Source organism: Flavobacterium cupreum, assembly GCF_003996965.1.
GTDB lineage: Bacteria > Bacteroidota > Bacteroidia > Flavobacteriales > Flavobacteriaceae > Flavobacterium > Flavobacterium cupreum.
Genome location: NZ_QWDM01000016.1, coordinates 107,710 through 133,547, shown reverse-complemented (window position 1 = coordinate 133,547; position 25,838 = coordinate 107,710). Strand labels below are relative to the sequence as shown.

Sequence of the window (25,838 nt, the reverse complement as noted above, 5' to 3'; positions counted from 1 at the left end):
TCGATTCAGAGCAAATTGACCAGCTAATTCAGGTCCAACTATTTTCTATTTTTAATTGATAGTAACTAATACGAAATCGTAGTTTAATTACAATCGATTTTTTATTTTTTCTGTACAATATATTGTAATTTATAAAAATTGAGTACATTTGTAACAAATCAATAACCTACCTAAATAACAAAAGTTACATAACCTTTTTAAAAAAAATGTACTAATGGAAACAAATACTGGATTAATAATAAAAGGATTAAGAGATAAATATGGATACACACAAGATAAAGTAGCGGAATTTCTAGATATAAAAAGAGAAATGGTTAGTTTTTATGAAAATGATGAAAGAGAAGTTCCTTTAGAAATATTAGAAAAACTATCAGATTTATTTGGTGTCGATCTTGATGTTTTTTTTGTAGATAATGTAGATGAAGCACTTGCTGAAGTTGTTTTTGCATTTAGAAAAAATGATTTAGAAAACAATGATATGGATGCTATGGCAGATTTTGGAAGAATTGTAAAAAACTATTTAAAGATTAATAATTTGCATGGTAACGGTAAATGATAAAATACTTGAGGCAAGAGCCAATAAATTCAGACGTATATGTGGAATCGGAAACGAGAATGCAATAGACTTTGAAAAACTACTACGGTCTTTGGACGTATTAACATACTTCCGACCGTTAGATGGTGAATTTTCAGGTATGGCATTAAAAACAAAGAATAGTAAGTTCATGTTAATTAACACCAAAAATTCACTTGGCAGACAACATTTTACTATTGGTCACGAATTGTATCACCTTTGTATTCAAGAAGGCTTCAGCTTCCAAATGTGCAATGCTGGTAAATTTGACAAAAAAAACCGTGAGGAATATAACGCTGATATATTCAGTTCTTATTTTTTAATGCCCGAAGCAGGCATTATTAAGCAAATACCTGAGGAAGAATTAGCTTGGGGAGGAGAAATTTCACTAGCAACAATAATTAGGTTAGAGCAATATTTTGGAGTATCAAGAACAGCAATGCTTATTCGTCTTGACAAGATAGGTCTTTTACGCGGTGATTATCAGCAATATAAGATTGACATTAAAAAGAGTGCTATTGAACATGGATATTCAACTATACTCTATGACATTCCAGAAGACACAAAACCATATGTAATTGGAAATTATGGTAGCAAAGCAAAAGAATTATTTGACAGAGATAAAATTTCTGAAAGTCATTATCACTCATTGATGTTTGATATTGGAATAGATGTAGATGCTCCAAATATCGACGACGATGGCAAAGAAATCTAATGAAACAAAGATATTGTTGGATTGTGATGTCATTATCCATTTCATCAAAGCAGGCAAACAACTGCTACTCCCGAAAATATTTCCGGAGCAGTTTGTTATACTCGACAAAGTTAAAGCAGAATTAGACAAACACAAGAGCAGCAGAACATCGATTGATAATTTTTTAACATGGTCTAAGATTCCGATTATTCAAATGCCCCGAAGTGTGGAAATTATAAGAGAATATAGTTTTCTGAAAAAGAGTTTAGGTGACGGCGAGGCTGCTTGTTTGGCAGTAGCAAGGCATACTAATGATTATATTGCCAGCAGTAATCTAAAAGATATAAAGCATTACTGTGATTTACATGGCATTATTTACATGACAACAATGGATATTCTATTAAAAGCCTATACTTCCGGCGTTATGGATGAAGTAGAATGTGATGGCTTTATAAAGGAAGTAAAAGATAAAAAAAGCAAACTTATTTACGACATTGATAGCATTACAGATTATGAAAAACTTAAAATGACAGCAAAATAAAAAATTTAGCTCATAAAAAAAGAGGCCTTGCAAGCCCCTATTTTTGAAAAGCAAATTACGTTTTTAGGATAAAATACGAAATTGCATTCTCGCTTTGGTCGGCACAAATGTAACAAAGGATTTGAAATAACACTCAACAAATCCAATATTTTTCCTCAATATACTCCTAAAGACAATATTATTAATTAAATCTATTATCGCAATTAAATATTGAGAATGAAATTTTATATGCAAATTTCACATTCAAAGAAACTAGAAACCAATTGTCCAGAGGGTTCTCTACGTGCATATATGGGACATAGTATACAGTTTAAATTCAAGATAAATGTTTGATTTAGGAAAACAACAAATAAACGTTTCCTGCGATTGTGGAAGACGACATAGTGTTACTTTACAAGATGTAACCAATAGAAAAAATATTAGATGTGGGTGTGGAACTACAATACAATTAACTGATAATGCAGATTCTGTTAGAAAAAGCGTTTCTAGTGTTAATAAAAGTATGAATGACCTAGAAAAGATGTTTAAGCGATTAGGTAAATAAAAAAACGAAGCTAATGGAATTAGACTTCGGATTAGTTAAAAAATTGTTCAAGCAAAATTTATTCTGCAAGTGTAATAGATTTTTATTGCATTAATCAATAGAAGTCAGGGTCACAATCCAAAAACTGAACAGTGGGTAAAAATAAATAATACCACAGGAAGATTTATGGATTTAAAGCAAGATGACAATTCCTTTAAAGGAGTTACCAAAAGTATTCCGAAAATTTTCGGAGCAGAGTCAACCAGTTCTCAAAGACTGGTTGATTTTTTCTGTTAATTTATTTTTTGAAAAAAACATTATATATTTACAAAACGTAACAACTAATAATATCTAAATCTTTCATAAATATACCTCTAAGTGTTTTTACGCGTTTTTGAATTTTATACTCTTAAGTAAAATATTCTAAATTTTATAATATATTATTTTGACAAATTAATTAAACACTAATCTTATAATACAGCTTTACACTGATTTTCAAACATTTGCGAAGCAAAAATATGTTAACTATTTTTGTAATAGAAATTTAAAAGATAAATTTTAATTAAAATTATTTAGAATCGTTCTAAATAACAAATATTTTTATATCTTTACTCTTATATGAACAAAGGGAAGATTGTTTCAAATTATATTAAAAATAATTAAGCAATTTTGTAGTCCCAAATATATAGTTTAAATTTGTTACTGATTAGATAGGGTCATAAAAAAACGAAGCCTTGGAACTTCGTTTCTTTAAAGACTGATTTATTAACCCGTCTAAATTTATAGAATTATGGAGAACATATCCTACGTTATTTTGATTATTGGAGTAGTTGGTAAAGCTCTACGTGAACTACGAAAGTATCACGAAAATAAAACCAAGTAATAATTTTTAATTTACTAACCACTAGATACTTTGACAGGTGCTGGTGGTTTTTTTGTTTGTAACAAAAATTTATAATGCAAATGTAAGTAAGATATGTTACGTACGCAAGCTAAATATGTAAATTTAATGTGTAAAATTAACGAAAACAAACAAAAACGAACATTTGATTTTTTTATTTCCCTCTTAAAAACCATTTTTGAACGAAAACATACATATCAATTCATAATTACTTTCATTTTAAAATTTGTAAGAATTTGAATTTCAATATAAAGGTTATAATGATAGAAAAAATTGGCATTAGCTCCTATGATAAGTCATTACCATCGCTAATATTTTTTCAATATAGCTTTTAAGGTTGTTTTTTGTTTATTTTTTCCTGGCCAATGCTTGAGCATTATCATTACTATTTACTCTAAGAGATTAATCTTTATTTTTTTCTTTCCAAAGATTTAAAAGCTCATGTTTCATTGCTTGAACATTATCTTTTAAAATTAACCAATTTGTTCGATATTGTTTATTTTCTTTTTTTAGATCATGTTTTAAATGTCCTGAAAGATCAACTTGAAGAAGTTTAATTTTTCTTTCAAGTGAATAAAGTTCTTCTGCCGTATCCGGTTCCAATTGTTCCCATTGTTTGATTAGTTCTAATAATTTTGATGCGTAACCTTCCAAAATATAATATGATGGTGTTATTTTCATACTTTCTTTATAATCATCATCTAAATGCAAATTGAATTCTGAAACTAAATCGAAACGTTTATTCATTATATTAATTTTAGTTCAACATTCTTTTAACTTGCAAAAAAGAGGAAATAGTTACACCTATTTATATTAGTTTGGCTGTACTTTTTTTATGCTATTCGTTATTAATCTAATATAAGCTTAATTTTTTTCTAGATCAAAATTAAACTATGCTTCATTGTTGATATAAAAACTATAGTTTACAAAACGATTAACAAAGCTAAAGGCTAGATCAAAAATACCTATCCTAAATTTGACCAATAAAGTTTATGATAACACACTGAATAAGAGATCCATCATATCACAAAATATATAACTCCAAATAGTTATAAAATTTCTTCTTGATAAGCAAAAAAACTAATGCTACAGTTTAATTTATAGCATTAACAATTAAAATTATGATTCAAGCACTTCATGTTACCATAATTTAAATTCATGTAGTCGGGTGCTGCTACTTCGATTTAAATCTACGTATTTGAGGATCTCTTTTTAACAGCTTGATTACTTCAGCATATTCAATACTTTGAATTTCATTAAAAATATCAAAATATTTTTCTGCTAATAAAGGTTCGATTGAATGTATGTACGATATCCAGCCTTTTAATTTATTTTCGATTTCTCTAACATATTGTTTTGTTATGGATAAATCAGTTTCTTTATCTAGACCTTTTATTTTACAAATATGAGAATGATAACCGTATTTTCTTATGTAATAAAGTTGCTGACGGATTCGCTTCTTTATGGCTTTTGGAATTCTGGGGTAAGCAGAATCAGAAATTGACAACCCTGTTACATACTGATTCTGTCCTCTTAGAAACCTTTTCGTTTTAATGGCATTTAGTTCAAAATTAAAAGATTTTAGAATCAACTCAATTTCTTCAACAGGAGGCATATCAAAATTAGATGAAATACTTAGGTCGTCAGCATATCTACTATAAGTGGCACCATACACCCAACATAAATTTTGAATTTCTTCATCCATTTTGGTACATACAATATTCGCAATAATTGGACTTGTTGGAAAACCCTGGACAAGCTTATCTTCTAAAGTACAAATAACTGAAAGGTCAGATGCTATACTCTTATTAAATCCAAGCGAGATAAATGCTGCACTCACAGATTTTTTATCAATAGATTCAAAGAAGTTCTTAATATCAAGACTTAATAAATGTTTTTTTTCAAGATGAACTAAAGCATTCGATCTAATGTTTTTTCCTGGTATAAAACCATGAACACAAGTGTGTGGAGTATAAATGTTGGTGAGATTAAACTTAAGAGTTTTATGGATGTCTTTTACAAATTGCTTATGTGCCTTATAAACAACCCTATAACCTAGTTTCTTGTTTTTTTTTGGAATGTAAAACTTTCTGAAAACAGTTACATTCTCACGGATAATAATTTCTGGAGGGTTAACTAATAAAGATTCACTTTTAAAGTCGAAGATAAGACGTTGTCCATGCGCCAATTTAGACAATTGATCGGGTGTGGTTCTTAAATAAGAACTTAACATTTCAAAATTTTCTATTGCTGAAGGACTGTACATGATATAAAGAGTTGCTCTGTTAAGTAAGGTATAGCTTGTAATCTAATTTTAGTCGAATACGACTCGTATTCAAATATTTACTAATTTCGAGCAACTCAATATTTTTTAATGTCAATCCTATTATTTTTGTCATAAAATAAATCTCTATCCATTTTATAGATTAGTGCTATTTTCGGCTCTATTATAATGAAATTTTCCTGCATCCTTGGTTCAGTTCTCCCATTCTCATAAAATTGAGCAAATATAAAATTAATATAATCAATGACCGATAAGTTAACATCTGATTTATCATGCACTTCAACGCTATATGAAACATCTATGTCAAATCTATTGTTAATATTGTTGATAGTTTCGCCGATTACACTTTTTACATTTTCAAGCCAGTTATTACGTTTGCTGCCGAATTGTTCGAAGATTATTACATTATGCTCATTTCTTGTCTTAGTTAATCTGTCGGACATTAATTTACTAATACAAATATTGTATATCTCCTCCGAGGTAAATTCCGGCTTTAATTTTTCTTGAAAAAAAACAGAGTCTTTTTTTAAAAGCAGAATATAGCTCCTCACATTTAGCATCGAAATCAGATTGAAAAACCTGGCTCTAATATCAAAATGATTTTCACAGGCATGAAACCCGTTTTTTAAAAATTTATCTCTTTGAAAGGCAAAATATGGTGCATTTAGAATTTCTTTTTTTAACTCTTCTATTGAAAGACGAAGCTCTTCAGGAGAATCTGTTTTATAGCATCCCAATATAAAATATTTTGAGTTACTTTCAATTCCTCCTGATTCATCGATATAATAATAAACAGTATCTTTCATTAACACATTAAATTCACAATATTTTTTTCTTTTTGCCGATTTCTTCTATTTGATCTAACAAATTTACTTGATTTTTTAAGGCCGGATCAGCCGTCTTTTTCTCTGATTCAAGCACTCTGTAAAAAGCATCTACTCTATAAAATGTGGTTTTACTAATTCCTGCATTTTCACAGGCAGTATCAATCGGAATATTTTTGTTTTTATAAAAATGTAATGCAGTTTCATATTTAATTTTTTTCGCTGGTTTAATCCCTTTTGGCCTGCCAAGTGTTTGGTTTCGTCTCCGGGCATTTGCTAACCCTTCTTTCGTTCGATCACTGATCAGATCTCGTTCAAACTCAGCAAAAATAGCAAACATGTTTAATATAAATCTACCATTGGCGGAACTAGTATCAAAGTGAGACTGGCTAATGCTACTAAAAAAAACACCATTATTATTGAAAAATTCAACAAGTTTGATCATTTCTTTAAAGGATCTAAAGATACGGTCAATTTTATACACAATAACTATATCATCTTTACGAAGCATGCCTAGCATTTCTTGAAGCCCTGGCCTTTTATCATTCACACCCGTAGCTTGATCTTGAAAGATCCTTTCACAACCTGCTTGTTCAAGTAAATGAATCTGAGAAGAAATATTTTGATCTCCTGTAGAAACCCTAGCGTAGCCTATTTTCATTTACTTACTTCTTATTATTTGTGTTGGTCCGCAATTTCTTGCAGCACATTTGTAATAGTTGTATCTAACTGATTGTTTTTAAATCCCAGCGCTATACTAATGCCTTCAAGTGCGGATGGATATTTGTCTTCAAAACTTACTGCTAGTCCATTTTCCAAAATCTGATTTCGTTCAATTTGAACTGCTAGTGATAAAATCTCAAATTCTGATAACTTTGGATACTCTTTTTTTAAATTTTTCGCTATTTCATAATAGCTTTCGATTCTATTTTTCATGTTGTTTTTTAAAAGTTGAGTGTTCTTTTAAAGGATCGTTTTAAAGAACAAATCAAATGTATGAACTTATCTTAAACGCAAATGCTTTTTTTAGTTCTTTTTACCGTTCTTTATAATAGTTTCACATTTATACCATTTATAAAACTATTTTATATAAAGTATATGTTCTATTTGTAGCGTTGCGCTGAATTACGCCATTTACGATTTTTAATTCTGTTGATTTTACTATTTGTCTATCACTATTATAGTATTGAAACAATCTAAAATTATTGTGGTAAATCGCTTGTATATTTCCCTCGCCATACTCAATATGTTCGAAGTGTTCCTGAATAGTCCTTTCGTCTTTCATTACATTTAATAAAGTGATTCTTAAACAAACATAAAAAATAATTATTTAAGTTAAGAAACCGACAATTCAAATGATATACTAAAATTATAAAATTTCACGGTTTCTTAGTAGGAAATTATCATTTACTATCGTTAATGTTATTATTTATAACATACTTGATCTTTAAAAATATTACATACTGTGCTAATTCTGTCTTGTAAACAAAATTTAAAATTCCATGTACCTCAATTGCCACTCATTTCATTCACTTCGATACGGTACAATTGCAATGAAATTATTGATCAAGCTTTTGAGTATGGCATTAAATCAATGGCATTAACTGATATTAACACAGTAACCGGTATCTATGATTTTATAAAAGGGTGTATTGCATTTGGAATCAAACCATTAGTTGGAATAGAGTTTCGTTGCAATCTGGAAATACAGATTATTTCGAAAAATAATCCTTCAATTATTACAGACTTAATATAAAATATAGATAAATGTTTTCTGTACAAAGATATTTTTTACTTCAAACTTATAATAAATTTAAAATAATTTTTATTCCCCGTATTAAAGTGAATCATAGTGTTTTATTTTCGGTGGATTTTTATTAAAATCTTTTTCTGCCTCTAAAAGATCATAATTGCTTTGAAGATTTAAAAAATGTCTTGCCGTTCCTCCAAAAACTTTTTCTAACCGTAATGCCATATTTGGTGAAATAGAAGAATGTCCATTTAAAATATTTGACATTTTTGCACGTGTTGTGCCTAATAATTCCGCAACTTTAATAATAGTTAACTTTTTACTATCTACTAGTTCCATTTTTAAAATTTCCCCAGGATGCACGTTTCTCATTTTCCTTTCCATAAATCAACTAGATTAAATCTAAATTCAATATTTTCTTTGTTATAAACTTACAAAAAAAATAAAGTCTATTTAGCTGAAGCCTACAATTAATCACTTTATAAACTCTGAATTATTTTATATTACAAATAAACTATTGGACAATAAATTTATTGTCAGTTTTAGATATCAATTACTTTCCTATTTCTACTTCTCATTGTATTATGATCAATAAGATAATTAACCAAAAGGGAATAAAAATATGCTTTTACAAGTAGCTTAAATGAAGTATAATACTTTAGAATAGCCAGTATTTGGCGTATTTTTGTATAGACAGAAACTAAGTATATTTTCAAATTGAATGAAATATTCTCAAGTTAAATGGTATATTCTCAAGTTGAGTGATATTTGACATCAATATTTACCTCAATGGTAATCGTTGTCGCTTCTACTCCAAAAACAGCGCTTCCGTAAACTTTAATCAACATAGTATTCTTTATTAAATATTTTTAAAACTAATTAAAAATATTTAATTTATAGCTTTTTTAATACAAAATATTAATTATTTAAAAACTTAACCCAATCTGATTTTTCACTTCTTCCACCATTGTACTCAAATCCAGACTGTTCTGATGCGACCACAACTTACTTTCGATTTGATGGTTTTTAATACAAATATGACATTCGATAGCTTCATGTGCATAGCCTTTTCCTAAATTGGGCAAACTGAAATTTTCTTCTTTTCCGTTTTTAAAAACAGCATAACCATCCGCCATAAACCACGGGGTATTAAGTTCTATTCGGCCCTGATTTCCGCTGATAGTAGCTTTCACATCAGCATCATAAAGTATAGAAGCCTGCAAAACGGACTGCGCATTTTCGTATTGCAAAAGCATAGCGGTCTGCAGATCAATTCCGTTTTTATGAAGAAGAGATTTGGCTGTAATTTCTTTGGGAACCCCTAACAGAACATACGACAGAAACAGCGGGTAAACGCCAATATCAAATAAGGCCCCTCCGCCAAGATTCTTATCAAAAAGCCTTCCTCCTGCTGCTTCATCGGCATAAAAAGCAAAATCGGCCTGTATGCTTTTGAGGTCGCCAATTACGCCCTGATTTACCTTTTCCAAGACTTCCTGAACAGATGGAATAAAACGGGTCCAGAAGGCTTCCATAAAAAACCTGTTGTGCTTCTTCGAAGCTTCAGTCATACGAACGGCATCCTGATACGAGAGGGCCATTGGCTTTTCACACAAAACGTGTTTACCGCTTTCTAACGCTTTTATAGTTAATTCCGCATGGGAATCATGTGGCGTGGCGATGTAAACAATCTCCACCTGATCGTCTGCAAAAAGCGCTTCATACGAATCATAGGCCTTTGTACAGTTGTATTTTTCGGCAAATTCAGTTTCTTTAGCCATATTTCGGGAAGCCACTGCTGTCAACTCGGCATCGTCCAGCAATAGCAAATCAGTCGCAAACTGACTGGCAATATTTCCGAGTCCAATAATTCCCCATTTTATTCTGTTCTTATTTGTCATAAAATTCTTTAAAGCCCTAAATCAAAGGATTACCTAATTATGTGTAAAATAAAGATAAAACATTTTAAAAAAACAAAAGCTGTATAACATATATTTCATATTTTTAGCACCAAATCATCAAATAACCTATGAAAAAAGCCTTACTCTTACTCTTTTTCTCTGTTTTTTTAACAAAAATACAGGCACAAAATTATTCCCCGTTAATGAGAGCGTACAGAACAAAACTAAAAATTACACTGTTTTTACGAACGCTACCATCTATGTTTCGCCAACCCAAAAAATCGAAAAGGGAACTTTACTGATTCAGGACGGTAAAGTAGTAGCGGTCGGAAATACCGTTTCGATCCCAAAAAACAGTATAACCATAGATCTCGAAGGAAAAACAATTTACCCTTCTTTTATTGATATTTATACCAGTTTCGGAATTGAAAAACCCAAAAGAAACCTAAATCCTGACGGCGATCGTAATCCTTTGTACGATACCAAAAGAGTGGGTTACTATTGGAATGAAAGTATTCGTCCTGAATTAAACGGGTATGAAACTTTTAAATATGACAGCGCAAAAGCCGAAGAATTATTAAAAGCCGGTTTTGGAGTTGTCGGTACTCATATTCCTGATGGAGTGGCGCAGGGAACCGGGGTATTAGTCGCCCTGAATAATACAGAAAACAGCAAACAAATTATAGCAGACAAAATTACCAATCATTTCGCTTTTACCAGAAGTTCCGTAACCAATCAGGCGTATCCGAGTTCCTTAATGGGGATGATGGCCCTGCTGCGTCAGATGTATCTGGATCTGGACTGGTATAAAAAAGGAAATTCCGAAACCAGGGATTTATCGCTGGAAGCGCTGGCAGCCAACGAAAAACTGGTTCAGATATTTGCTGCCGAGGATAAACTGAACAGCCTAAGGGCTGCTAAAATTGCCAAAGAATTTGGTTTAAACTATGTTTTAAAAGGCAGTGGAAATGAATTCGAAAGAATCGAAGAAATCAAAAATACGAAAGCCCAATTCATTATTCCGATTAGTTTTCCTGAAGCATATGATGTTTCCAATCCTTATTTATCCAATCAGATCGAACTGGCTGATATGCGTTTTTGGAATCAGGCGCCTGCTAACCTTAAAGTGCTCTCCGACAACGGAATTGTTTTTGCTTTAACGACCGATAAATTAAAGAAAACGGAAGACTTTAAAACTAATTTATTAAAAGCCATAAAATATGGTTTTGACAAAACGAAAGCTTTGGAATCGTTAACCACAATTCCGGCTGCGATTTTAGGAAAAAGCAATGAAATCGGAAGTTTAAAGACCGGCAGTTATGCCAATTTTGTAATCACATCCGGTGAAATTTTCGACGAAAAAACCGTTCTATACGAGAACTGGGTTCAGGGAACTAAATATGTAGTCAATGATATCACGGTGAAAGATATTCGCGGCAACTATGATCTGACCATCGGAAATGATAGTTATAAATGGAAAATTGACGGAACGCAAATAGCTCCGAAATCTGAAATAACCACTGTAGCCGCCGCAAAAGTAAACAGTACTTTTAACTTCTCTAAAAACTGGATTTCTCTGGTATTAAAACCGGGCGACACGATTAAATCTAATTTCACACGTTTAACCGGATTGGTAGAAAAACCGGAAATCCTATCCGGAAAAGCAGTGCTTTCAGACGGAAGCGAACTGATCTGGAATGCGAAAAGAACAAGTCTTTTTACGGAAGTAAAAGATACAATTAAAGCAGAAAAACCAAATCCAATCCTTCCGACTACGTACCCTAATGTCGCTTTCGGGGATTCGAAAAAACTAACGGCGCAAACCCTGCTTTTCAAAAATGCCACTGTCTGGACCAATGAAAAAGAAGGTATTTTAACGGAAACCGATGTTTTAATCAAAAATGGAAAAATTGCCGCAGTGGGCAAAAACCTTTCCGATCCTTCAGCTGTTGTAATTGATGCCAAAGGAAAACATATTACAAGCGGTATCATTGACGAGCACTCGCATATTGCCATTTCCAGAGGTGTAAACGAAAGTGGTCACAACTCTACAGCAGAAGTTACGATTCAGGATGTAGTTAATTCTGAAGACATTAACATTTACAGAGATCTGGCCGGAGGCGTAACCATTTCGCAATTGTTACACGGATCTGCGAATCCAATTGGCGGACGTTCGGCGATTGTAAAATGGAAATGGGGTGCTGCTCCTGAGGAGCTGTTATATAAAAACCAGCCTAAGTTTATCAAATTTGCTTTAGGGGAAAATGTAAAGCAAGCCAATTGGGGCATTCAGAATCCAACCCGTTTTCCACAAACAAGAATGGGAGTTGAACAGGTTTTTACAGATTATTTTCAACGTGCAAAAGAATATGACGAAAGCTGGAAAACGTTCAATTCGGGTTCCAAAAAAGGAAAAGCGCCAAGAGTAGATCTGGAACTGCAGACTTTAGCCGAAATCATCAATAAGGAAAGATTCATTACCTGTCATTCCTATATTGAATCCGAGATTTTGATGTTGATGAATGTTGCGGAAAAATTCAATTTCAGGGTAAACACGTTTACTCATATTCTGGAAGGATACAAAGTCGCTGATAAAATGAAAGAACATGGCGTTGGAGCGTCTACGTTTTCAGACTGGTGGGCTTATAAGTTTGAAGTGAATGATGCGATTCCGTTTAACGGACCGATCATGCACAATGCCGGGTTAGTGGTTGCTTACAATTCTGATGATGCTGAAATGTCCCGAAGATTAAATCAGGAAGCGGCAAAAGCGTTAAAATACGGAAATATCTCTGAGGAAGAAGCCTGGAAGTTTGTCACGCTCAATCCTGCCAAGCTTTTACATATTGACGATAAAACAGGAAGTCTTAAAACAGGCAAAGATGCTGATGTAGTCTTGTGGAGCGACAATCCTTTGTCTATTTATGCCAAAGCCGAAAAAACAATTATCGAAGGTGTTGTTTATTTTGATATTGAAAAAGATGCTGAAAAACAGCTGTCTATTGCCAAAGAAAGAAGTCTTCTGATTGGTCTGATGCTACAGGAAAAAAACAAAGGCGCTAGCACACAGAAACCTGCCAAAAAAGAAAAAAAGGAGTATCACTGCGATACTTTAGAACAATAATAAGGGCACCGTCAGCTAATTTGCAACGTTAAAAACAGATAAAATGAAAAACGAACACCTCTATATATTGCTGCTGTCTTTTTGCACATCGCTTACCGTAAATGCGCAACAAATACCGGCTCAGAAACAAACGAAATCAATTTTGATTTTAAATGCCACGGCACACTTAGGCAACGGAACCGTAATTGAAAACAGTGCCATTGGATTTAAAGACGGCAAAATCACTCTGGTTGCGGATGCCACTACGATCAGGCTTGCCGCAGATGCCTATGATACCACGATTGATGGTGCCGGCAAACATATCTATCCGGGATTTATCGCACCAAACTCTACACTTGGTTTAGTAGAAATTGACGCCGTAAAATCATCGGATGATCAGGAAGAGATTGGCAGTTTTAATCCGAATGTAAGAAGTATCATTGCTTATAATTCAGAATCAAAGGTCGTTGAAACCGTGCGCCCTAATGGAATTTTAATCGCGCAGATCGCCCCGCGTGGCGGCAGAATATCAGGTACTTCTTCTGTAGTGCAATTGGATGCCTGGAGCTGGAAAGATGCTGTCTTAAAAGAAAATGATGGCATTCATCTTAATTTCCCGTCTACTTTCAGAAGATCCGGATCGTGGTTTGAACCCGGAATTGTGGAACCCAATAAAGATTATCCGAAACAGGTGGAAGAGATAAATGCTTTTCTGGCCAATGCCAAAGCCTACAACCAAACTGCTGCAAAAGAAAAAAACATAATCCTGGATGCTACAAAATCCCTTTTTGACGGATCACAAACGCTTTATATCCATGCAGATGAAGAGAAACAAATTACAGACGGAATACAGTTGGCCATTAACAATCAGATTAAAAAGATTGTTATCATTGGCGGCTTTGAAGCCTATAAATCTGCCGACCTCCTGCAAAAATATAATGTTGGAGTATTGTTAAGACGCGTTCATGACATGCCGACAAGCGATGACCAGGATGTCAACCTGCCGTATAAAATGGCTAAAATGCTAACGGACAAAGGCATTCTTGTTGGTCTTGAAAATAGTGGAGACCATGAGCGTATGAGCACAAGAAATTTGCCATTCCTTGCCGGAACCTGTGCTGCTTTTGGTTTAGACAAAGAGAAAGCTTTACAGTTAATAACCTCAAATACGGCAAAATTACTGGGAATTGATTCGAGCTGCGGTACCCTGGAAACAGGCAAAGATGCTACCTTATTTATTTCTGAAGGAGATGCTTTAGATATGAGAACAAATAAACTGACGTCAGCCTTTATTCAGGGAAGAACGATTAATCTGGAAACTTTTCAAACCAAATTAAACGACAAATTTAAAGCAAAGTACAATCAGCAATAATTAAGTTGAATATATAAGTAAGGCGCCAATTGAGAAATCATTTGGCGCTTTTTTATTTGAAAAAAATCTACATTTTAAATGAGATCACTAAAGATACCGATGTTATTACTCTTAAATTAAGAATTATTATACCGACTTTATGTTAACACAGCATATAAAAACCCATTTTTGATGATTTGAAGATTACTAAATTGTAAATTTTATATCTATTTTAACAAATACACGCAAAACAATGGGGGTTAAAATGAAAAATTAACAAAAATTAAACATTAGACTCTATTTTTTATAGGGGTGTCGAATGATTTTATATTTTTATCAAAAATTTAAAACTAAATAACTATGCGAAAAATTATTTTAAGTGTGATTCTTATCACTATTTTGGTACTAACCTTTGTCTCGAACTTCATCTTAACAGATAACCCGATACCTGCAGAAGCTGTAAAGTTTGATACAGGAGATACAGCCTGGATGATCGTAGCAACTGCCTTTGTATTGCTTATGACTCCCGGACTTGGATTTTTCTACGGAGGTATGGTTGGTAAGAAAAACGTTATCAGTACCATGCTGCAAAGTTTTATGGCCATGGTAATTGTTACTATTTTATGGGTAGTAGTTGCTTTCGGATTGGCATTTGGACCTACGATTGGAGGAATTATTGGTGATCCTACTTCTAATTTATTCTTTCAGGGTGTTGGCACTAATACTGCATGGAGTCTTGCCCCTACAATTCCTTTCATGTTATTCGCATTATTTCAGGCTAAATTCGCCATCATTACACCTGCTTTAATTACTGGTGCTTTTGCAGAACGTGTTCGTTTCTGGGCGTATTTATTATTCATGGTTTTATTCATATTAATTATATATGCTCCATTAGCGCACATGACGTGGCATCCTGATGGAATTTTCTTTAAAATGGGAGTATTAGACTTCGCCGGAGGAACAGTAGTACACATGAGTGCTGGCTGGGCTGCATTGGCCGGAGCGATCTTCTTAGGAAAAAGAAAAATTCAAAAAGTTAATCCTGCAAGAATTACCTATGTATTATTAGGAACAGGTTTATTATGGTTCGGCTGGTTTGGTTTTAATGCGGGTTCTGCATTAGGTTCAAACGGATTGGCGGTACAAGCCTTAGGAACTACCACTGTTGCTGCTGCGGCTGCTGCAATGGCATGGGTTTTCCTTGACAAAATAATCGGTCACAAATTATCAGCGCTTGGAGCTTGTATCGGGGCTGTTGTAGGTCTTGTTGCTATTACACCTGCCGCCGGTTTCGTAAGTATTCCTCACGCTATTTTCATCGGAGCTTTTGCTGCTATCGTAAGTAACCTTGTAGTAAGCAAATTCCCTAAAGGAAAAATTGATGATGCCCTGGATGTTTTTGCCTGTCACGGTGTTGGCGGAATGGTAGGAATGTTATTAACAGGTGTTTTTGCTTCAAAAGCGGTCAACCCTGTAGTGGGTGACAACCAAGGTTTGATTTTCGGAACTCCAACTTTGTTTATCAACCAATTAATTGCTTTGGTAGCCGTTTCTATCTTCGCTTTCGTAGGTTCTTACATCTTATTCTTTGTAGTAAATAAAATCACTCCTCTAAGAGTTACTGAAGAAAAAGAAGAACTAGGTTTAGATATCTCTCAACACGGAGAATACCTGTAAGAAATCTAATTTTCAAACATAACAAAAACAAAAAACAAAACAGCCCTCTGATTAAAACCAGAGGGCTGTTTATTTGAATTAAATTCAACCTATATAAAGGAACTCGTTATCCAAAAATATATTCTCTATATTCTTTACTCTATTCTCTTTACTCTTTACTTTATACTCTATTCTCTATTCTCTTTATTCTATTCTCTTTATTCTATTCTCTTTACTCTATTCTCTTTACTCTATTCTCTTTACTCTATTCTCTTTACTCTATCCTCTCTTTACTCTTTAAAATTCCCAATCCCCTCTTTCAGCCATTGCAAATATTCGTCAACGCCAACATAACTGATCGTAGGTTTCGAAGTATTTAAATTTTTCCCTTCCAGATCCGTTATCACATATAAAGGCTGTGTATTCGTTTTATATTTTGAGATCATAAAATCGGTCCATTTATCGCCAACCGTAATAATTTCATCCCCTGAAGCGGTTTTAGTTTGTTCATTTTTTGGCAATTCTCTTTTATCATCAACGTAAAGGGAAATCAATACGACATCATTTTTTAAGATCGCTAAAATTCTTTCGTCCGACCAGACATTATTTTCCATTTTACGACAGTTCACACACGCATAACCTGTAAAATCCAGCATAATCGGTTTGTTTATGGATTTTGCAAAGGCCAATCCGTCTTCGTAATCATGAAAAACCATTATGCCATGCGGCCCTAATTCCGCTCCTTCCGGCAAACCTTTTTCTGAACCTGCAGTTGACACCCCTGAACCTCCTACGCCAAACGGACTTTCGCTATATTGCGGCGGCGGTGGGAAAGCACTAATTAATTTCAATGGAGCTCCCCATAGTCCGGGAATTAAATAAACAGTAAAAACCAGCGTTAGCAATCCAAGATACAATCTTCCCACAGAAATATGCTGCAGCGGACTATCGTGTGGCAAGGTGATTTTTCCGAATAAATACAAGGTCAGGGCTGCAAATATTGCAATCCAGATTGCTATAAAAACTTCTCTTTCGAGAAAATGCAATTGCAAAACCAAATCAGCATTGGACAAAAATTTGAAAGCCAAAGCCAATTCTAAAAATCCTAAAACCACTTTTACGGTATTCAGCCAGCCACCTGATTTTGGCAAAGAATTCAGCCAGCCCGGGAACATCGCAAACAACATAAAAGGCAATGCCAAAGCCAATGAAAAGCCTAACATTCCGATTACCGGGGCAATTCCGCCGTTTGAAGCTGCTTCAACCAGTAAAGTTCCGACAATTGGACCTGTACAGGAAAAGGAGACAATCGCCAACGCTAAAGCCATAAATAATATTCCTATTATTCCGCCTCTGTCTGCCTGCTGATCTACTTTGTTTCCCCATGAATTTGGAAGCATAATTTCAAAAGCTCCCAAAAACGAAGTAGCAAAAATAATTAATATCACAAAGAATATCAGATTAAACCAGACGTCTGTAGACAACGCATTTAAGGCGTCAGCTCCAAATATTTTAGTTACGATCAGGCCTAATATTACATAAATAGCAATAATTGAAAAACCGTAAATAATGGCATTTCTAATTCCCTTTGCCCTGCTTTTGCTTTGCTTGGTAAAGAAACTTACTGTCATCGGGATCATCGGAAATACACAAGGTGTCAACAATGCTGCAAAACCGGATAAAAAGGCAATAAAAAAGATCGACCATAAGCTTCTTTGCGGAGCCTTAACCGGAACCTCTTCTTTATCGGGAGTTTGTGCAACCGCCGCTTTTGCTTTTTCAGATGCAGGAGCAACTGCTTTATCTATAGTATCCACAACCAAACCCGGTCGTATTGTCTCATCCAGTTTGGCTTCTGAAACTGTAGCTACGGCTTCCATTTTGAAAGTGGACGGAATTACAATGGAGAATTTTTTATTGGAATTGATACAAACTTCTTTACAAACCTGAAAGTCAAAATCTACATCAACTGTTTTCAGGTTCGGATTTGTAATTATAATTTCCTGTTCGATATGCGCTTTCCCTTCAAAAAAAGTTTCATTAACACCAAAAACATCATTAAAGGCCGTTTTAGTTTTTCCTTCTTTGGCTTTGCCCACTAAATTATAATTCCCTTTTTGGTTTTTAAACACAATTTCCAAAGGCAGCGGACCTCCGTCCGGTGTAAATTGGGAATACATATGCCATTCTTTTTCTATCGTTCCATCAAAAATCAGAACAGCATTGCTTCCTGATTTCTTTTCGATTTTGGCAGTCCACTTTACCGGTTCAAGAATTTGGGCATTACCTTTTGCAAAAGCAAAAATGAAAAACAACAAAAATACAACGGTTTTGTTCCAACCATTTTTTGATGTAATCGTTTGACGGGATTGATTAAAGTTCATTATTGTAATTCTATTTTAAGTATTCTGTTTGTAGTTTTTTCTATTTTAAAACGTTCATCCTGGCGAATTCCTATAACCCAGACAATCTGGTTATCAGAACACAGAATCCATGTTTTTTCCTTTTCTATCAGGGATAATTTTTCATCTTTAAAAAGTTTGCTGACTTTTTTAGACTTCCCCTGCATGCCAAAAGGATGAAAGGCATCCCCTTCATTCCATTTACGTAAAACCAAAGGAAACCGGATTTTTTCTGCGTCCACAAAGATAGCCTTATTTGAATCTATTGTAATGTCATCTACCTGACAAAGCTTCAATTTTAAGGGAAAATTAACTTCTGAATCCTTTTCAGTAATTTGATATTCTTCACTTTCATTAGCGCCTGAAAACGGGCTTAAAATCAATGTCTCTCTGTTTTTTAACAACCTGAATTCTTCAGCAAATATCTGCTTTCCGGACTGCCCTTCCACCAAATCATAAATATCATTCCAAGCCAGAAATCCAAATTCATTCAGCCACTGATACAGGTATGATTTATAATTCGGCAGCTTTTTAAGCTGATTCAGGTCAAAATGAATATCCTCACCTTCTTCTTTCGCGACCTGCTGATAGATCATAATCGATGCGTCTTCGACCATTTCCTGTGATTCCTGCAAAAATGATTGTGTTTTTTGAAAGGCGTTCAGAAAATTAGGATTGATCTCTTTTAAAACCGGAATCAAATCATGGCGGATTTTATTTCGAAGGTACTTATTGGAGGCATTACTGCTGTCTTCCCTCCATTCTATATTATTTTCCTCTGCATATTGCAGAATTTCGTCTCTGGAAAAAGGCAACAGCGGACGAATAATTTTATCATTCTGTTCCGGAATTCCCGTTAATCCGTCAAGTCCTGTGCCTCGCGTTAAATTTATGATGAAAGTTTCGAGATTATCATCGGCATGATGTGCTGTAAGAATGTAATCGAACTTTTCGGTTTCCAGAAGTTCATAAAACCAACTGTAGCGCAATTCACGGGCGGCAACCTGAGTCGAAAGTTTATAATCTTTCGCAAAAGCTTCCGTGTCAAACTGGGTTATAAAAACCTTAATGTTATTTTCATCGCAATACTGTTGCACAAAGTCCCGGTCATCAAAACTTTCTAATCCGCGAAGTTGAAAATTGCAATGCAAAACAGCTATTTCATAGGGCAATTGCTGTACTAAATGCAACAAAACCATACTGTCCAAGCCTCCGCTTACAGCCAGAAATAGTTTTTTTTCTACCAAAAAAGGAAATCCTGAAACGAGATGATTTTGAAATTTTGAAAACATTCGATAAATGTAAAAAATTAAATTTGATCTATTTTTAAATGAAATGTTAAGCGTTGTATTTTTTTTTTGCCACGAGTTGCACGAATTAGCGCTAATTATTTATTCACGCAGATTCTGCAGATTGGGCAGATTTTTTTAAATCATTTTAATCCTGTAATCCGTGGCAAAAAAAAAAATTCGTGCCAATTCGTGAAATTCGTGGCTAACTTAAAAACTACTGCAAAACCTCATGCATTGCCTTAGCTTTCAGCAGACATTCTTCGTATTCTTTTTCGGGAACAGACTGGGATGTAATAGCACTTCCTACCGAAAAAGAAACATATTGATTTTCCTGGTTGTATAAAATACTCCTGATCACCACATTAAAATCAAAATTGCCGTCCGGTGTAAAATAGCCGACAGCACCACTATATAAGCCCCGCTTGGTTTCTTCGAGGTTCTCAATGATTTTCATTACCGAAATTTTCGGTGCTCCTGTCATGCTTCCCATCGGAAAAGTTGTTTTTAAAACATCAACAGGAGCATATTGCGGATCTAATTTTGATGTTACGGTCGAAATCATCTGATGTACCTGCAAAAACGAATAGATTTTGCAGAGTTCCTTCACTTCAACAGAACCTTTTTGGGCGGTATGCGATAAATCATTTCGGACCAAATCGGTAATCATGATGTTTTCGGCGCGTTCTTTGGCATCGTTTTCCAGATCCTGTTTCGATTTTTCATCGGCAGCGGGATCAGAAAAACGTCTTGATGTTCCTTTGATTGGTTGGGAAATTAAAGTGTCGCCCGATTTTTTTATGTAACGTTCCGGTGATGCCGAAAGTAAAAACTGCGTGTTGTTTTTAAAGAAAACCGAAAATGGCGCCTGCGAAATAGCATTCAGTTTTCGAAATTTCTCCAGCGGATTTATAATCGCATCTTCAGCGAAAAATTCCATACAAAAATTGGCTTCATACATATCACCAACGTGAATGTGCTCCAGCATCTTTGTGATTTTTTCGATATAAAATTCTTTTGAAATCCTTTGCTGTATCAGGATTTTATGCAACGTTTCAAAAGCATCAACGCTGCTTTCATTAATTTCTTCAAAATCCTCTTCTACCTCATCATCGCAAACAAACAAATATTGCATTTCGAGCTGGTCTCCTTTCAATACAAATATTTTTTTAGGCTGAAAGAAAAATAAATCCGGAAAATTCAACCCGTCAAAATTAGCGGATTTTAAATGCTCAACATTGTTTTTCAAATCATAGGCCAGATAACCAAAAAGCCAGTCTTTTGTATTGGACTGGTATTGTTTTAAATCGTCGAAAGCGTTATGATAATCGGTTTTTAAAGAAGTAAAGGCATCCACGGCAAGCAGACAATCGAAACTTGAATATTCTTGCGGATAGGAATTGCTATCCAAAAAGACAATCTCCCGAAATTGTTGCGACCAGATTAAAAGCTGTTGTTTAAACTGCTCCGGATCTGCAATATGTTTATGGATGGTAACTCTCAAATGTGGTATATTTTTAAGCCCCAAAATTACGATAAAAAAAATCCTTCAATAAAATAATCCTTAAAAATTATTGGCACGCTTTTTAGTACACGAGATTAACAACCTTATAAACTTTTTTCGCCATTTGATACATAATTATGCTACAATAAAAAAAGTATTTACAACGTGTAAATCACTTCCTTATTAATCAACCCTTTAACCTTTTATGAAAACAATTACAAAATTAAGCCTGGCCTCATTGGTCCTAATCGCATTACTATTTTCCTGCAAAAAAGCAGATGATTCTACCGGTGAACAGACTGCAGATTATGCTGCCGGGACAGCAGACAGTACAGCAGTTTCATCGTCTGCAGCAGTTGAAAATGTTGAAAATAAAGACAGCAAACAAAAATTCATCCGAACCGCCGATCTGAAATTTAAAGTCCGAAATGTTGCAAAATCAACATATGCGATTGAAAATGCTGTTCAGAAATTTGGCGGCTATGTGACTTATACCAACCTGCAAAGTACGATTCAGGAGCAAATTAAAACCAAAATCAGTCAGGACAGCACTTTGGAAACTACAAAATATACCGTAGAAAATAATGTGACCATCCGCGTTCCCAATACGCAACTGGACACCGTAATCAAGACCATCGCCAGACAAATTGATTTTCTGGACTTCAGGGTAATTAAAGCCGATGATGTTTCCCTCAAACTTTTATCTAATCAGCTTACCCAGAAAAGAAGTGCTGCTACCGAAAAAAGAGTTGCAAAAGCCATTGATACCAAAGGCAAAAAAATAAATGATATTATGGAAGCTGAAAATGCGCTTGCCAGTCAAAAAGAAGCACAAGATAATGCCGTAATTGATCATTTATCAATGCAGGATCAGGTTAACTTTAGTACGATCACCCTTCAGTTGTATCAGAAGGAAACTATTAAACAGGAAATACTAGCAAGCGAAAAAGACAGTAGCGAATACAAACCTAACTTAGGGATCCAAATTATCGATTCTTTAAAAAGCGGCTGGTATATTCTGGAAGCCATTTTTGTATTTCTTCTTAATCTGTGGCCCTTTATTTTAATAGGTACTGGTGGTTTTTTCTTATACAGAAAATATAGAAAGCAATAATAAATGTGTCAGTAAAGCATCAATTTAATAAGAAAAAATTCATTATATTTGATATAAGCTTAGATTAATCCCAAAATAGGATTGTATTGATTATTGAATTCTTAATAAATGAATTAAAAAATAATTTTTCTTTCATTTCCGAATTCACCTTGTAATGTTTATCAGCAAATAATTTATATATTTTTAACCTATTTAAATCCTAGTATTATGAAAATTGCTACCATTATTGTCCGAGTTTTGATTGGCCTCTTATTACTTTTTGCTTCTATTAGTTACTTTTTCAACTTAATGCCCGCAGAGCCAATGACTAATGATAATTTCAAAGCTTTCAATGTTGGCCTGGTTGCCTCAACTTACTTAATGCCTTTAGCTAAATCAATTGAATTAATATGTGGATTAGCTTTTGTATCAGGCCGCTACGTAACATTAGCCAACATTCTGATCTTACCGATCACCATCAACATCCTGTTTATCAATTATTTTATGTCACCGGAACATTTGCCTATTGCAGGATTACTGCTTCTGGCTAATATCTTCCTGATTTACAGATATTGGCATAATTATAAAAGTGTTTTTACTGTATAAATCTTTCAGCTAAAAAATAAAAACCCGGCAGATGTAAAATCTGCCGGGTTTCTTTTATTTACTTTTATCGTGTTTTACCCAAATAAGATTTGAAGTTTGATAACCGATTTCAGCTGCTTTTTTAAGATACTCTGCTTTAACATTTTCGGGAACTGTCGTTTCCCTTGAAAGGATCCACAGGTATTTCAGACTTTCTCCTGCAACAAGTGCATACTTATAATCCTTATCAACTGCAATGACGTTATAACCTGAATAAAAAGGACCAAAAAATGAGACCTTAAGCATACCAACGTTGTCCTTTTTGACAAACCTGGCTTTCCCGATACTTTGTTCCCACTTGTCTTTTTTGACATCATAGCCCCTGTTATCTACTTTTATAGTTCCATTATCATTCAAAGAGTATTCGGCTGTAACATTGTTCAGGCCTTTCTCATATTTAAAATCTAATCTGGCAATTTCATACCATTTGCCAAGATATTTTGTTTTGTCAAAATTAGTGACGGCCACTGCTTTGTCCGGAATAGTAGAACCGCAGGAATAAAGTAAGAAAGCAATTCCCGCTCCTAACAAAACGGGAGCTATATATTTATTTTTCATAGTGTTCTCTTTATATCTTGTATAAAATTAACACCATAATCCATAAATCATTTTATAGAATTATTTTTGATTTTTACATATTATAAAGTTACGAATCAATACGTTACGAAACAAAAAAAACCGCCAGAATGTAAATCCTGACGGTCAGCTAAATTATATGCATCAATTATACGTGCAATGCTCTGTTATCTGTAGCGGCTAATGCTGCTTCTTTTACTGCTTCAGCAAAAGTTGGATGTGCATGACTCATTCTTGAAATGTCTTCTGCAGAGGCTTTAAATTCCATTGCAGTAACTGCTTCTGCGATTAAATCTGCTGTACGCGCTCCGATCATGTGAACTCCTAAAACCTCATCAGTTTTAGCATCAGCAATAATTTTCACGAATCCGTCTAAATCTCCACTTGCTCTTGCACGTCCCAAAGCTTTAAAAGGAAAACTTCCCACTTTATATTCTGTTCCTGAAGCCTTTACCTGCTCTTCTGTTTGTCCAACAGCAGCCACTTCCGGCCAGGTGTAAACAACACCTGGGATTAAGTTATAATCGATATGCGGTTTCTGTCCTGCTAATATCTCAGCAACCATAGTTCCTTCTTCTTCCGCTTTGTGGGCTAACATGGCTCCACGAACAACGTCTCCAATAGCGTAAATATTTGGAACGTTAGTTTGTAAATGATCGTTTACTTCTACTTGTCCTCTGTCTGAAATTTTTACTCCGGCTTTGTCAGCGTTTAATCCGTCTGTGTATGGACGACGACCCACAGAAACTAAAGAATAATCTCCTTCAAGTGTAATGGTTTCTCCTTTTGCATTTTCAGCCTGAACTACAACCGCATCGCCGTTTCTTTCTACTGATTTTACTTTGTGGGAAACGTAGAATTTCATTCCTTGTTTCTTCAGTACTTTAGTCAGTTCTTTAGACAAAGAAGCATCCATTCCAGGAATGATTCGGTCCATAAATTCTACTACGGAAACCTGTGCTCCTAAACGTAGGTAAACCTGCCCTAATTCAATACCGATAACACCTCCGCCAATAATTACTAAATGTTTCGGAACTTCTTTTAAAGCCAACGCCTCTGTCGAAGTAATGATTCTTTCTTTATCGATTTTAATGAATGGCAAAGAAGATGGTTTCGAACCTGTTGCAATAACTGTATATTTTGCTTCAATAGTTTCTGAAGTTCCGTCGGCTTTAGCCACTGCAATGTGAGTTGCGTCTACGAATGAACCTAAACCATTAAAAACAGTAATTTTATTTTTATCCATCAGGTAGTTGATTCCACCTACGGTTTGATCGACAACTGCTTGTTTGCGGGCAATCATTTTCTCCAAATTGATTTTTACATCTCCGGAAACTTCGATACCATGATCCGCGAAATGTGCAATTTCTGCATAATGGTGAGAAGAAGACAATAATGCTTTTGATGGAATACAGCCTACATTAAGGCAGGTTCCTCCTAAAGAAGTGTACTTTTCTACTATTGCTGTTTTGAAACCTAATTGTGCGCAACGAATTGCTGATACATATCCGCCCGGGCCTGAACCTATAATGACTACGTCAAATGAACTCATAGTTTGTCTGTTTTATTTTTAGCGATACAAAATTAAGGAATAAAGTTTTGTTTAAAGTTTAAATTTGAATGTTTTTTGCGTGAATTTTGAGTTGTAGGTTTTACCGCAAAGAGCGTTAAGAAGTTTACGCAAGGTTCGGTAAGTTTTTCTTTTTTAATCTCGCAGATTTAGCAGATTTAGCAGATTTTTTTATTTGTAAAGTATAGTTTAAGTGTCTTCTTTTACATCTTACGATTGATAAAAAACCTTTGAGCCCTTACCCTCTCTCTACCTTTGTACCTAAAAATTCAATATCTCAGTTTTTTCAAGTAAAGACGCAAAGTTTATAACCTGAAACTAAAAAAACTTAGGGTTTCAGCTTCTCAGAACCCCAATTTGCTTTTATATTGAAATTTTGATTGCAAAAAAACACGAAGACGTAAAGTTTTTTGAACCGCTAAGATTCAATAGCGTCCAGCTTTAGCTGGATGGGAATATTGTCCATTTAAAAGGGCTTTTGCCGAATCTACATCATTTGGCTAAAGCCTTTTTCTGCCTACATATTGTACCTCCGGCTAAAGCTGGAGGCTATTCAAAAAACTTTACCTATTTGAAACTAAAAACCTTTGCACCTTTTTATCTCTGCACCTTTTTATCTCTGCACCTAAAAACTCAGCATTTCAGTCTTTTCACGCA

Annotated in this window: 22 protein-coding genes; 10 read left to right on the top strand and 12 right to left on the bottom strand. The window is 34.3% G+C overall.

Annotated features, from left to right (window positions below; genetic code table 11):
* The first annotated feature begins 214 nt into the window (after window positions 1-214).
* From D0817_RS20620 to D0817_RS20605, 4 genes are all read left to right on the top strand, one after another.
* Entirely contained in the window at window positions 215-556 is a 342-nt protein-coding gene (locus tag D0817_RS20620; RefSeq protein ID WP_127340246.1) for a helix-turn-helix domain-containing protein, read from the top strand.
* Entirely contained in the window at window positions 540-1,289 is a 750-nt protein-coding gene (locus tag D0817_RS20615) for an ImmA/IrrE family metallo-endopeptidase (protein ID WP_127340245.1), read from the top strand. Before D0817_RS20620 ends, D0817_RS20615 begins: the two co-directional genes overlap by 17 nt.
* Complete coding sequence (locus tag D0817_RS20610; RefSeq protein WP_127340244.1) at window positions 1,273-1,809, top strand: PIN domain-containing protein; 537 nt, start codon at window positions 1,273-1,275, stop codon at window positions 1,807-1,809. Before D0817_RS20615 ends, D0817_RS20610 begins: the two co-directional genes overlap by 17 nt.
* 325 nt (window positions 1,810-2,134) lie before the next feature.
* Window positions 2,135-2,353 carry a hypothetical protein gene (locus D0817_RS20605; RefSeq protein ID WP_127340243.1) on the top strand — a complete coding sequence of 73 codons (219 nt, stop codon included), beginning with the start codon at window positions 2,135-2,137 and terminating at the stop codon, window positions 2,351-2,353.
* Window positions 2,354-3,635: 1,282 nt separating this feature from the next.
* Here the strand turns inward: D0817_RS20605 and D0817_RS20595 are convergent.
* The 5 genes from D0817_RS20595 to D0817_RS20575 all read right to left on the bottom strand — a co-directional run bounded on the left by D0817_RS20595 (window position 3,636) and on the right by D0817_RS20575 (window position 7,277).
* Complete coding sequence (locus tag D0817_RS20595; RefSeq protein ID WP_127340242.1) at window positions 3,636-3,980, bottom strand: hypothetical protein; 345 nt, start codon at window positions 3,978-3,980, stop codon at window positions 3,636-3,638.
* A gap of 427 nt (window positions 3,981-4,407) precedes the next feature.
* Window positions 4,408-5,499, bottom strand: coding sequence for a reverse transcriptase family protein (locus D0817_RS20590; RefSeq protein WP_127340241.1), 1,092 nt, complete (start codon window positions 5,497-5,499; stop codon window positions 4,408-4,410).
* A 95-nt stretch (window positions 5,500-5,594) separates the two neighbouring features.
* On the bottom strand, window positions 5,595-6,323 hold the full coding sequence (locus tag D0817_RS20585; protein ID WP_127340240.1) for a DUF3800 domain-containing protein: 729 nt from the start codon (window positions 6,321-6,323) through the stop codon (window positions 5,595-5,597).
* A 13-nt stretch (window positions 6,324-6,336) separates the two neighbouring features.
* Window positions 6,337-7,002 carry a recombinase family protein gene (locus tag D0817_RS20580; protein ID WP_127340239.1) on the bottom strand — a complete coding sequence of 222 codons (666 nt, stop codon included), beginning with the start codon at window positions 7,000-7,002 and terminating at the stop codon, window positions 6,337-6,339.
* Window positions 7,003-7,016: 14 nt separating this feature from the next.
* Complete coding sequence (locus D0817_RS20575) at window positions 7,017-7,277, bottom strand: histidine kinase (protein ID WP_127340238.1); 261 nt, start codon at window positions 7,275-7,277, stop codon at window positions 7,017-7,019.
* Between the two features lie 658 nt (window positions 7,278-7,935).
* Here D0817_RS20575 and D0817_RS26625 point away from each other — a divergent pair.
* Window positions 7,936-8,097 (top strand): hypothetical protein, encoded by a 162-nt coding sequence (locus D0817_RS26625; protein WP_438590678.1) that lies wholly within the window; start codon window positions 7,936-7,938, stop codon window positions 8,095-8,097.
* Between the two features lie 81 nt (window positions 8,098-8,178).
* On the opposite strand, the gene D0817_RS20565 is transcribed toward D0817_RS26625, so the two are convergent.
* Window positions 8,179-8,463: a HigA family addiction module antitoxin gene (locus tag D0817_RS20565; RefSeq protein ID WP_262708234.1), complete on the bottom strand. Its 285-nt coding sequence runs from the start codon at window positions 8,461-8,463 to the stop codon at window positions 8,179-8,181.
* A 554-nt stretch (window positions 8,464-9,017) separates the two neighbouring features.
* Window positions 9,018-9,992 carry a Gfo/Idh/MocA family protein gene (locus D0817_RS20560; protein WP_127340236.1) on the bottom strand — a complete coding sequence of 325 codons (975 nt, stop codon included), beginning with the start codon at window positions 9,990-9,992 and terminating at the stop codon, window positions 9,018-9,020.
* A 490-nt stretch (window positions 9,993-10,482) separates the two neighbouring features.
* On the opposite strand from D0817_RS20560, the gene D0817_RS20555 reads away from it, so the two are divergent.
* From D0817_RS20555 to D0817_RS20545, 3 genes are all read left to right on the top strand, one after another.
* A complete protein-coding gene (locus D0817_RS20555) occupies window positions 10,483-13,116 on the top strand; it encodes an amidohydrolase family protein (RefSeq protein ID WP_238160918.1) in 2,634 nt (877 codons plus the stop codon).
* Window positions 13,117-13,159: 43 nt separating this feature from the next.
* Window positions 13,160-14,467, top strand: coding sequence for an amidohydrolase family protein (locus D0817_RS20550; RefSeq protein WP_127340234.1), 1,308 nt, complete (start codon window positions 13,160-13,162; stop codon window positions 14,465-14,467).
* Between the two features lie 339 nt (window positions 14,468-14,806).
* The gene (locus D0817_RS20545; RefSeq protein ID WP_127340233.1) at window positions 14,807-16,123 is read left to right on the top strand and encodes an ammonium transporter; all 1,317 of its coding nucleotides are present in this window, start codon (window positions 14,807-14,809) and stop codon (window positions 16,121-16,123) included.
* Window positions 16,124-16,392: 269 nt separating this feature from the next.
* Here D0817_RS20545 and D0817_RS20535 read toward each other — a convergent pair whose 3' ends face one another.
* The 3 genes from D0817_RS20535 to D0817_RS20525 form a co-directional block, all read right to left on the bottom strand.
* A complete protein-coding gene (locus D0817_RS20535; RefSeq protein ID WP_127340232.1) occupies window positions 16,393-18,486 on the bottom strand; it encodes a protein-disulfide reductase DsbD family protein in 2,094 nt (697 codons plus the stop codon).
* Window positions 18,486-19,796, bottom strand: coding sequence for a tRNA lysidine(34) synthetase TilS (tilS, locus tag D0817_RS20530; RefSeq protein ID WP_127340231.1), 1,311 nt, complete (start codon window positions 19,794-19,796; stop codon window positions 18,486-18,488). The genes D0817_RS20535 and tilS overlap by 1 nt, the downstream gene beginning before the upstream one ends.
* A gap of 214 nt (window positions 19,797-20,010) precedes the next feature.
* Window positions 20,011-21,297: an anthranilate synthase component I family protein gene (locus D0817_RS20525; protein WP_127340230.1), complete on the bottom strand. Its 1,287-nt coding sequence runs from the start codon at window positions 21,295-21,297 to the stop codon at window positions 20,011-20,013.
* Between the two features lie 205 nt (window positions 21,298-21,502).
* Here D0817_RS20525 and D0817_RS20520 point away from each other — a divergent pair, with 205 nt between their 5' ends.
* Both D0817_RS20520 and D0817_RS20515 read left to right on the top strand, forming a co-directional pair.
* Window positions 21,503-22,411 (top strand): DUF4349 domain-containing protein, encoded by a 909-nt coding sequence (locus D0817_RS20520; RefSeq protein WP_127340229.1) that lies wholly within the window; start codon window positions 21,503-21,505, stop codon window positions 22,409-22,411.
* Between the two features lie 207 nt (window positions 22,412-22,618).
* Complete coding sequence (locus D0817_RS20515; protein WP_127340228.1) at window positions 22,619-22,996, top strand: DoxX family membrane protein; 378 nt, start codon at window positions 22,619-22,621, stop codon at window positions 22,994-22,996.
* A gap of 54 nt (window positions 22,997-23,050) precedes the next feature.
* Here D0817_RS20515 and D0817_RS20510 read toward each other — a convergent pair whose 3' ends face one another.
* Together D0817_RS20510 and lpdA are read right to left on the bottom strand one after the other, a co-directional pair.
* Complete coding sequence (locus D0817_RS20510) at window positions 23,051-23,593, bottom strand: lipocalin family protein (protein WP_127340227.1); 543 nt, start codon at window positions 23,591-23,593, stop codon at window positions 23,051-23,053.
* 166 nt (window positions 23,594-23,759) lie between these two features.
* The gene (gene lpdA, locus D0817_RS20505) at window positions 23,760-25,163 is read right to left on the bottom strand and encodes a dihydrolipoyl dehydrogenase (RefSeq protein ID WP_127340226.1); all 1,404 of its coding nucleotides are present in this window, start codon (window positions 25,161-25,163) and stop codon (window positions 23,760-23,762) included.
* Between the last annotated feature and the right edge of the window lie 675 nt (window positions 25,164-25,838).

Coding starts and splice junctions, on each gene's coding strand:
- D0817_RS20620 (WP_127340246.1), top strand. CDS start 215: ATGGAAACAAATACTGGATTAATAATAAAAGGATTAAGAGATAAATAT.
- D0817_RS20615 (WP_127340245.1), top strand. CDS start 540: ATGGTAACGGTAAATGATAAAATACTTGAGGCAAGAGCCAATAAATTC.
- D0817_RS20610 (WP_127340244.1), top strand. CDS start 1,273: ATGGCAAAGAAATCTAATGAAACAAAGATATTGTTGGATTGTGATGTC.
- D0817_RS20605 (WP_127340243.1), top strand. CDS start 2,135: ATGTTTGATTTAGGAAAACAACAAATAAACGTTTCCTGCGATTGTGGA.
- D0817_RS20595 (WP_127340242.1), bottom strand. CDS start 3,980: ATGAATAAACGTTTCGATTTAGTTTCAGAATTCAATTTGCATTTAGAT.
- D0817_RS20590 (WP_127340241.1), bottom strand. CDS start 5,499: ATGTACAGTCCTTCAGCAATAGAAAATTTTGAAATGTTAAGTTCTTAT.
- D0817_RS20585 (WP_127340240.1), bottom strand. CDS start 6,323: ATGAAAGATACTGTTTATTATTATATCGATGAATCAGGAGGAATTGAA.
- D0817_RS20580 (WP_127340239.1), bottom strand. CDS start 7,002: ATGAAAATAGGCTACGCTAGGGTTTCTACAGGAGATCAAAATATTTCT.
- D0817_RS20575 (WP_127340238.1), bottom strand. CDS start 7,277: ATGAAAAATAGAATCGAAAGCTATTATGAAATAGCGAAAAATTTAAAA.
- D0817_RS26625 (WP_438590678.1), top strand. CDS start 7,936: ATGGCATTAACTGATATTAACACAGTAACCGGTATCTATGATTTTATA.
- D0817_RS20565 (WP_262708234.1), bottom strand. CDS start 8,463: ATGAGAAACGTGCATCCTGGGGAAATTTTAAAAATGGAACTAGTAGAT.
- D0817_RS20560 (WP_127340236.1), bottom strand. CDS start 9,992: ATGACAAATAAGAACAGAATAAAATGGGGAATTATTGGACTCGGAAAT.
- D0817_RS20550 (WP_127340234.1), top strand. CDS start 13,160: ATGAAAAACGAACACCTCTATATATTGCTGCTGTCTTTTTGCACATCG.
- D0817_RS20545 (WP_127340233.1), top strand. CDS start 14,807: ATGCGAAAAATTATTTTAAGTGTGATTCTTATCACTATTTTGGTACTA.
- D0817_RS20535 (WP_127340232.1), bottom strand. CDS start 18,486: ATGAACTTTAATCAATCCCGTCAAACGATTACATCAAAAAATGGTTGG.
- tilS (WP_127340231.1), bottom strand. CDS start 19,796: ATGTTTTCAAAATTTCAAAATCATCTCGTTTCAGGATTTCCTTTTTTG.
- D0817_RS20520 (WP_127340229.1), top strand. CDS start 21,503: ATGAAAACAATTACAAAATTAAGCCTGGCCTCATTGGTCCTAATCGCA.
- D0817_RS20515 (WP_127340228.1), top strand. CDS start 22,619: ATGAAAATTGCTACCATTATTGTCCGAGTTTTGATTGGCCTCTTATTA.
- D0817_RS20510 (WP_127340227.1), bottom strand. CDS start 23,593: ATGAAAAATAAATATATAGCTCCCGTTTTGTTAGGAGCGGGAATTGCT.
- lpdA (WP_127340226.1), bottom strand. CDS start 25,163: ATGAGTTCATTTGACGTAGTCATTATAGGTTCAGGCCCGGGCGGATAT.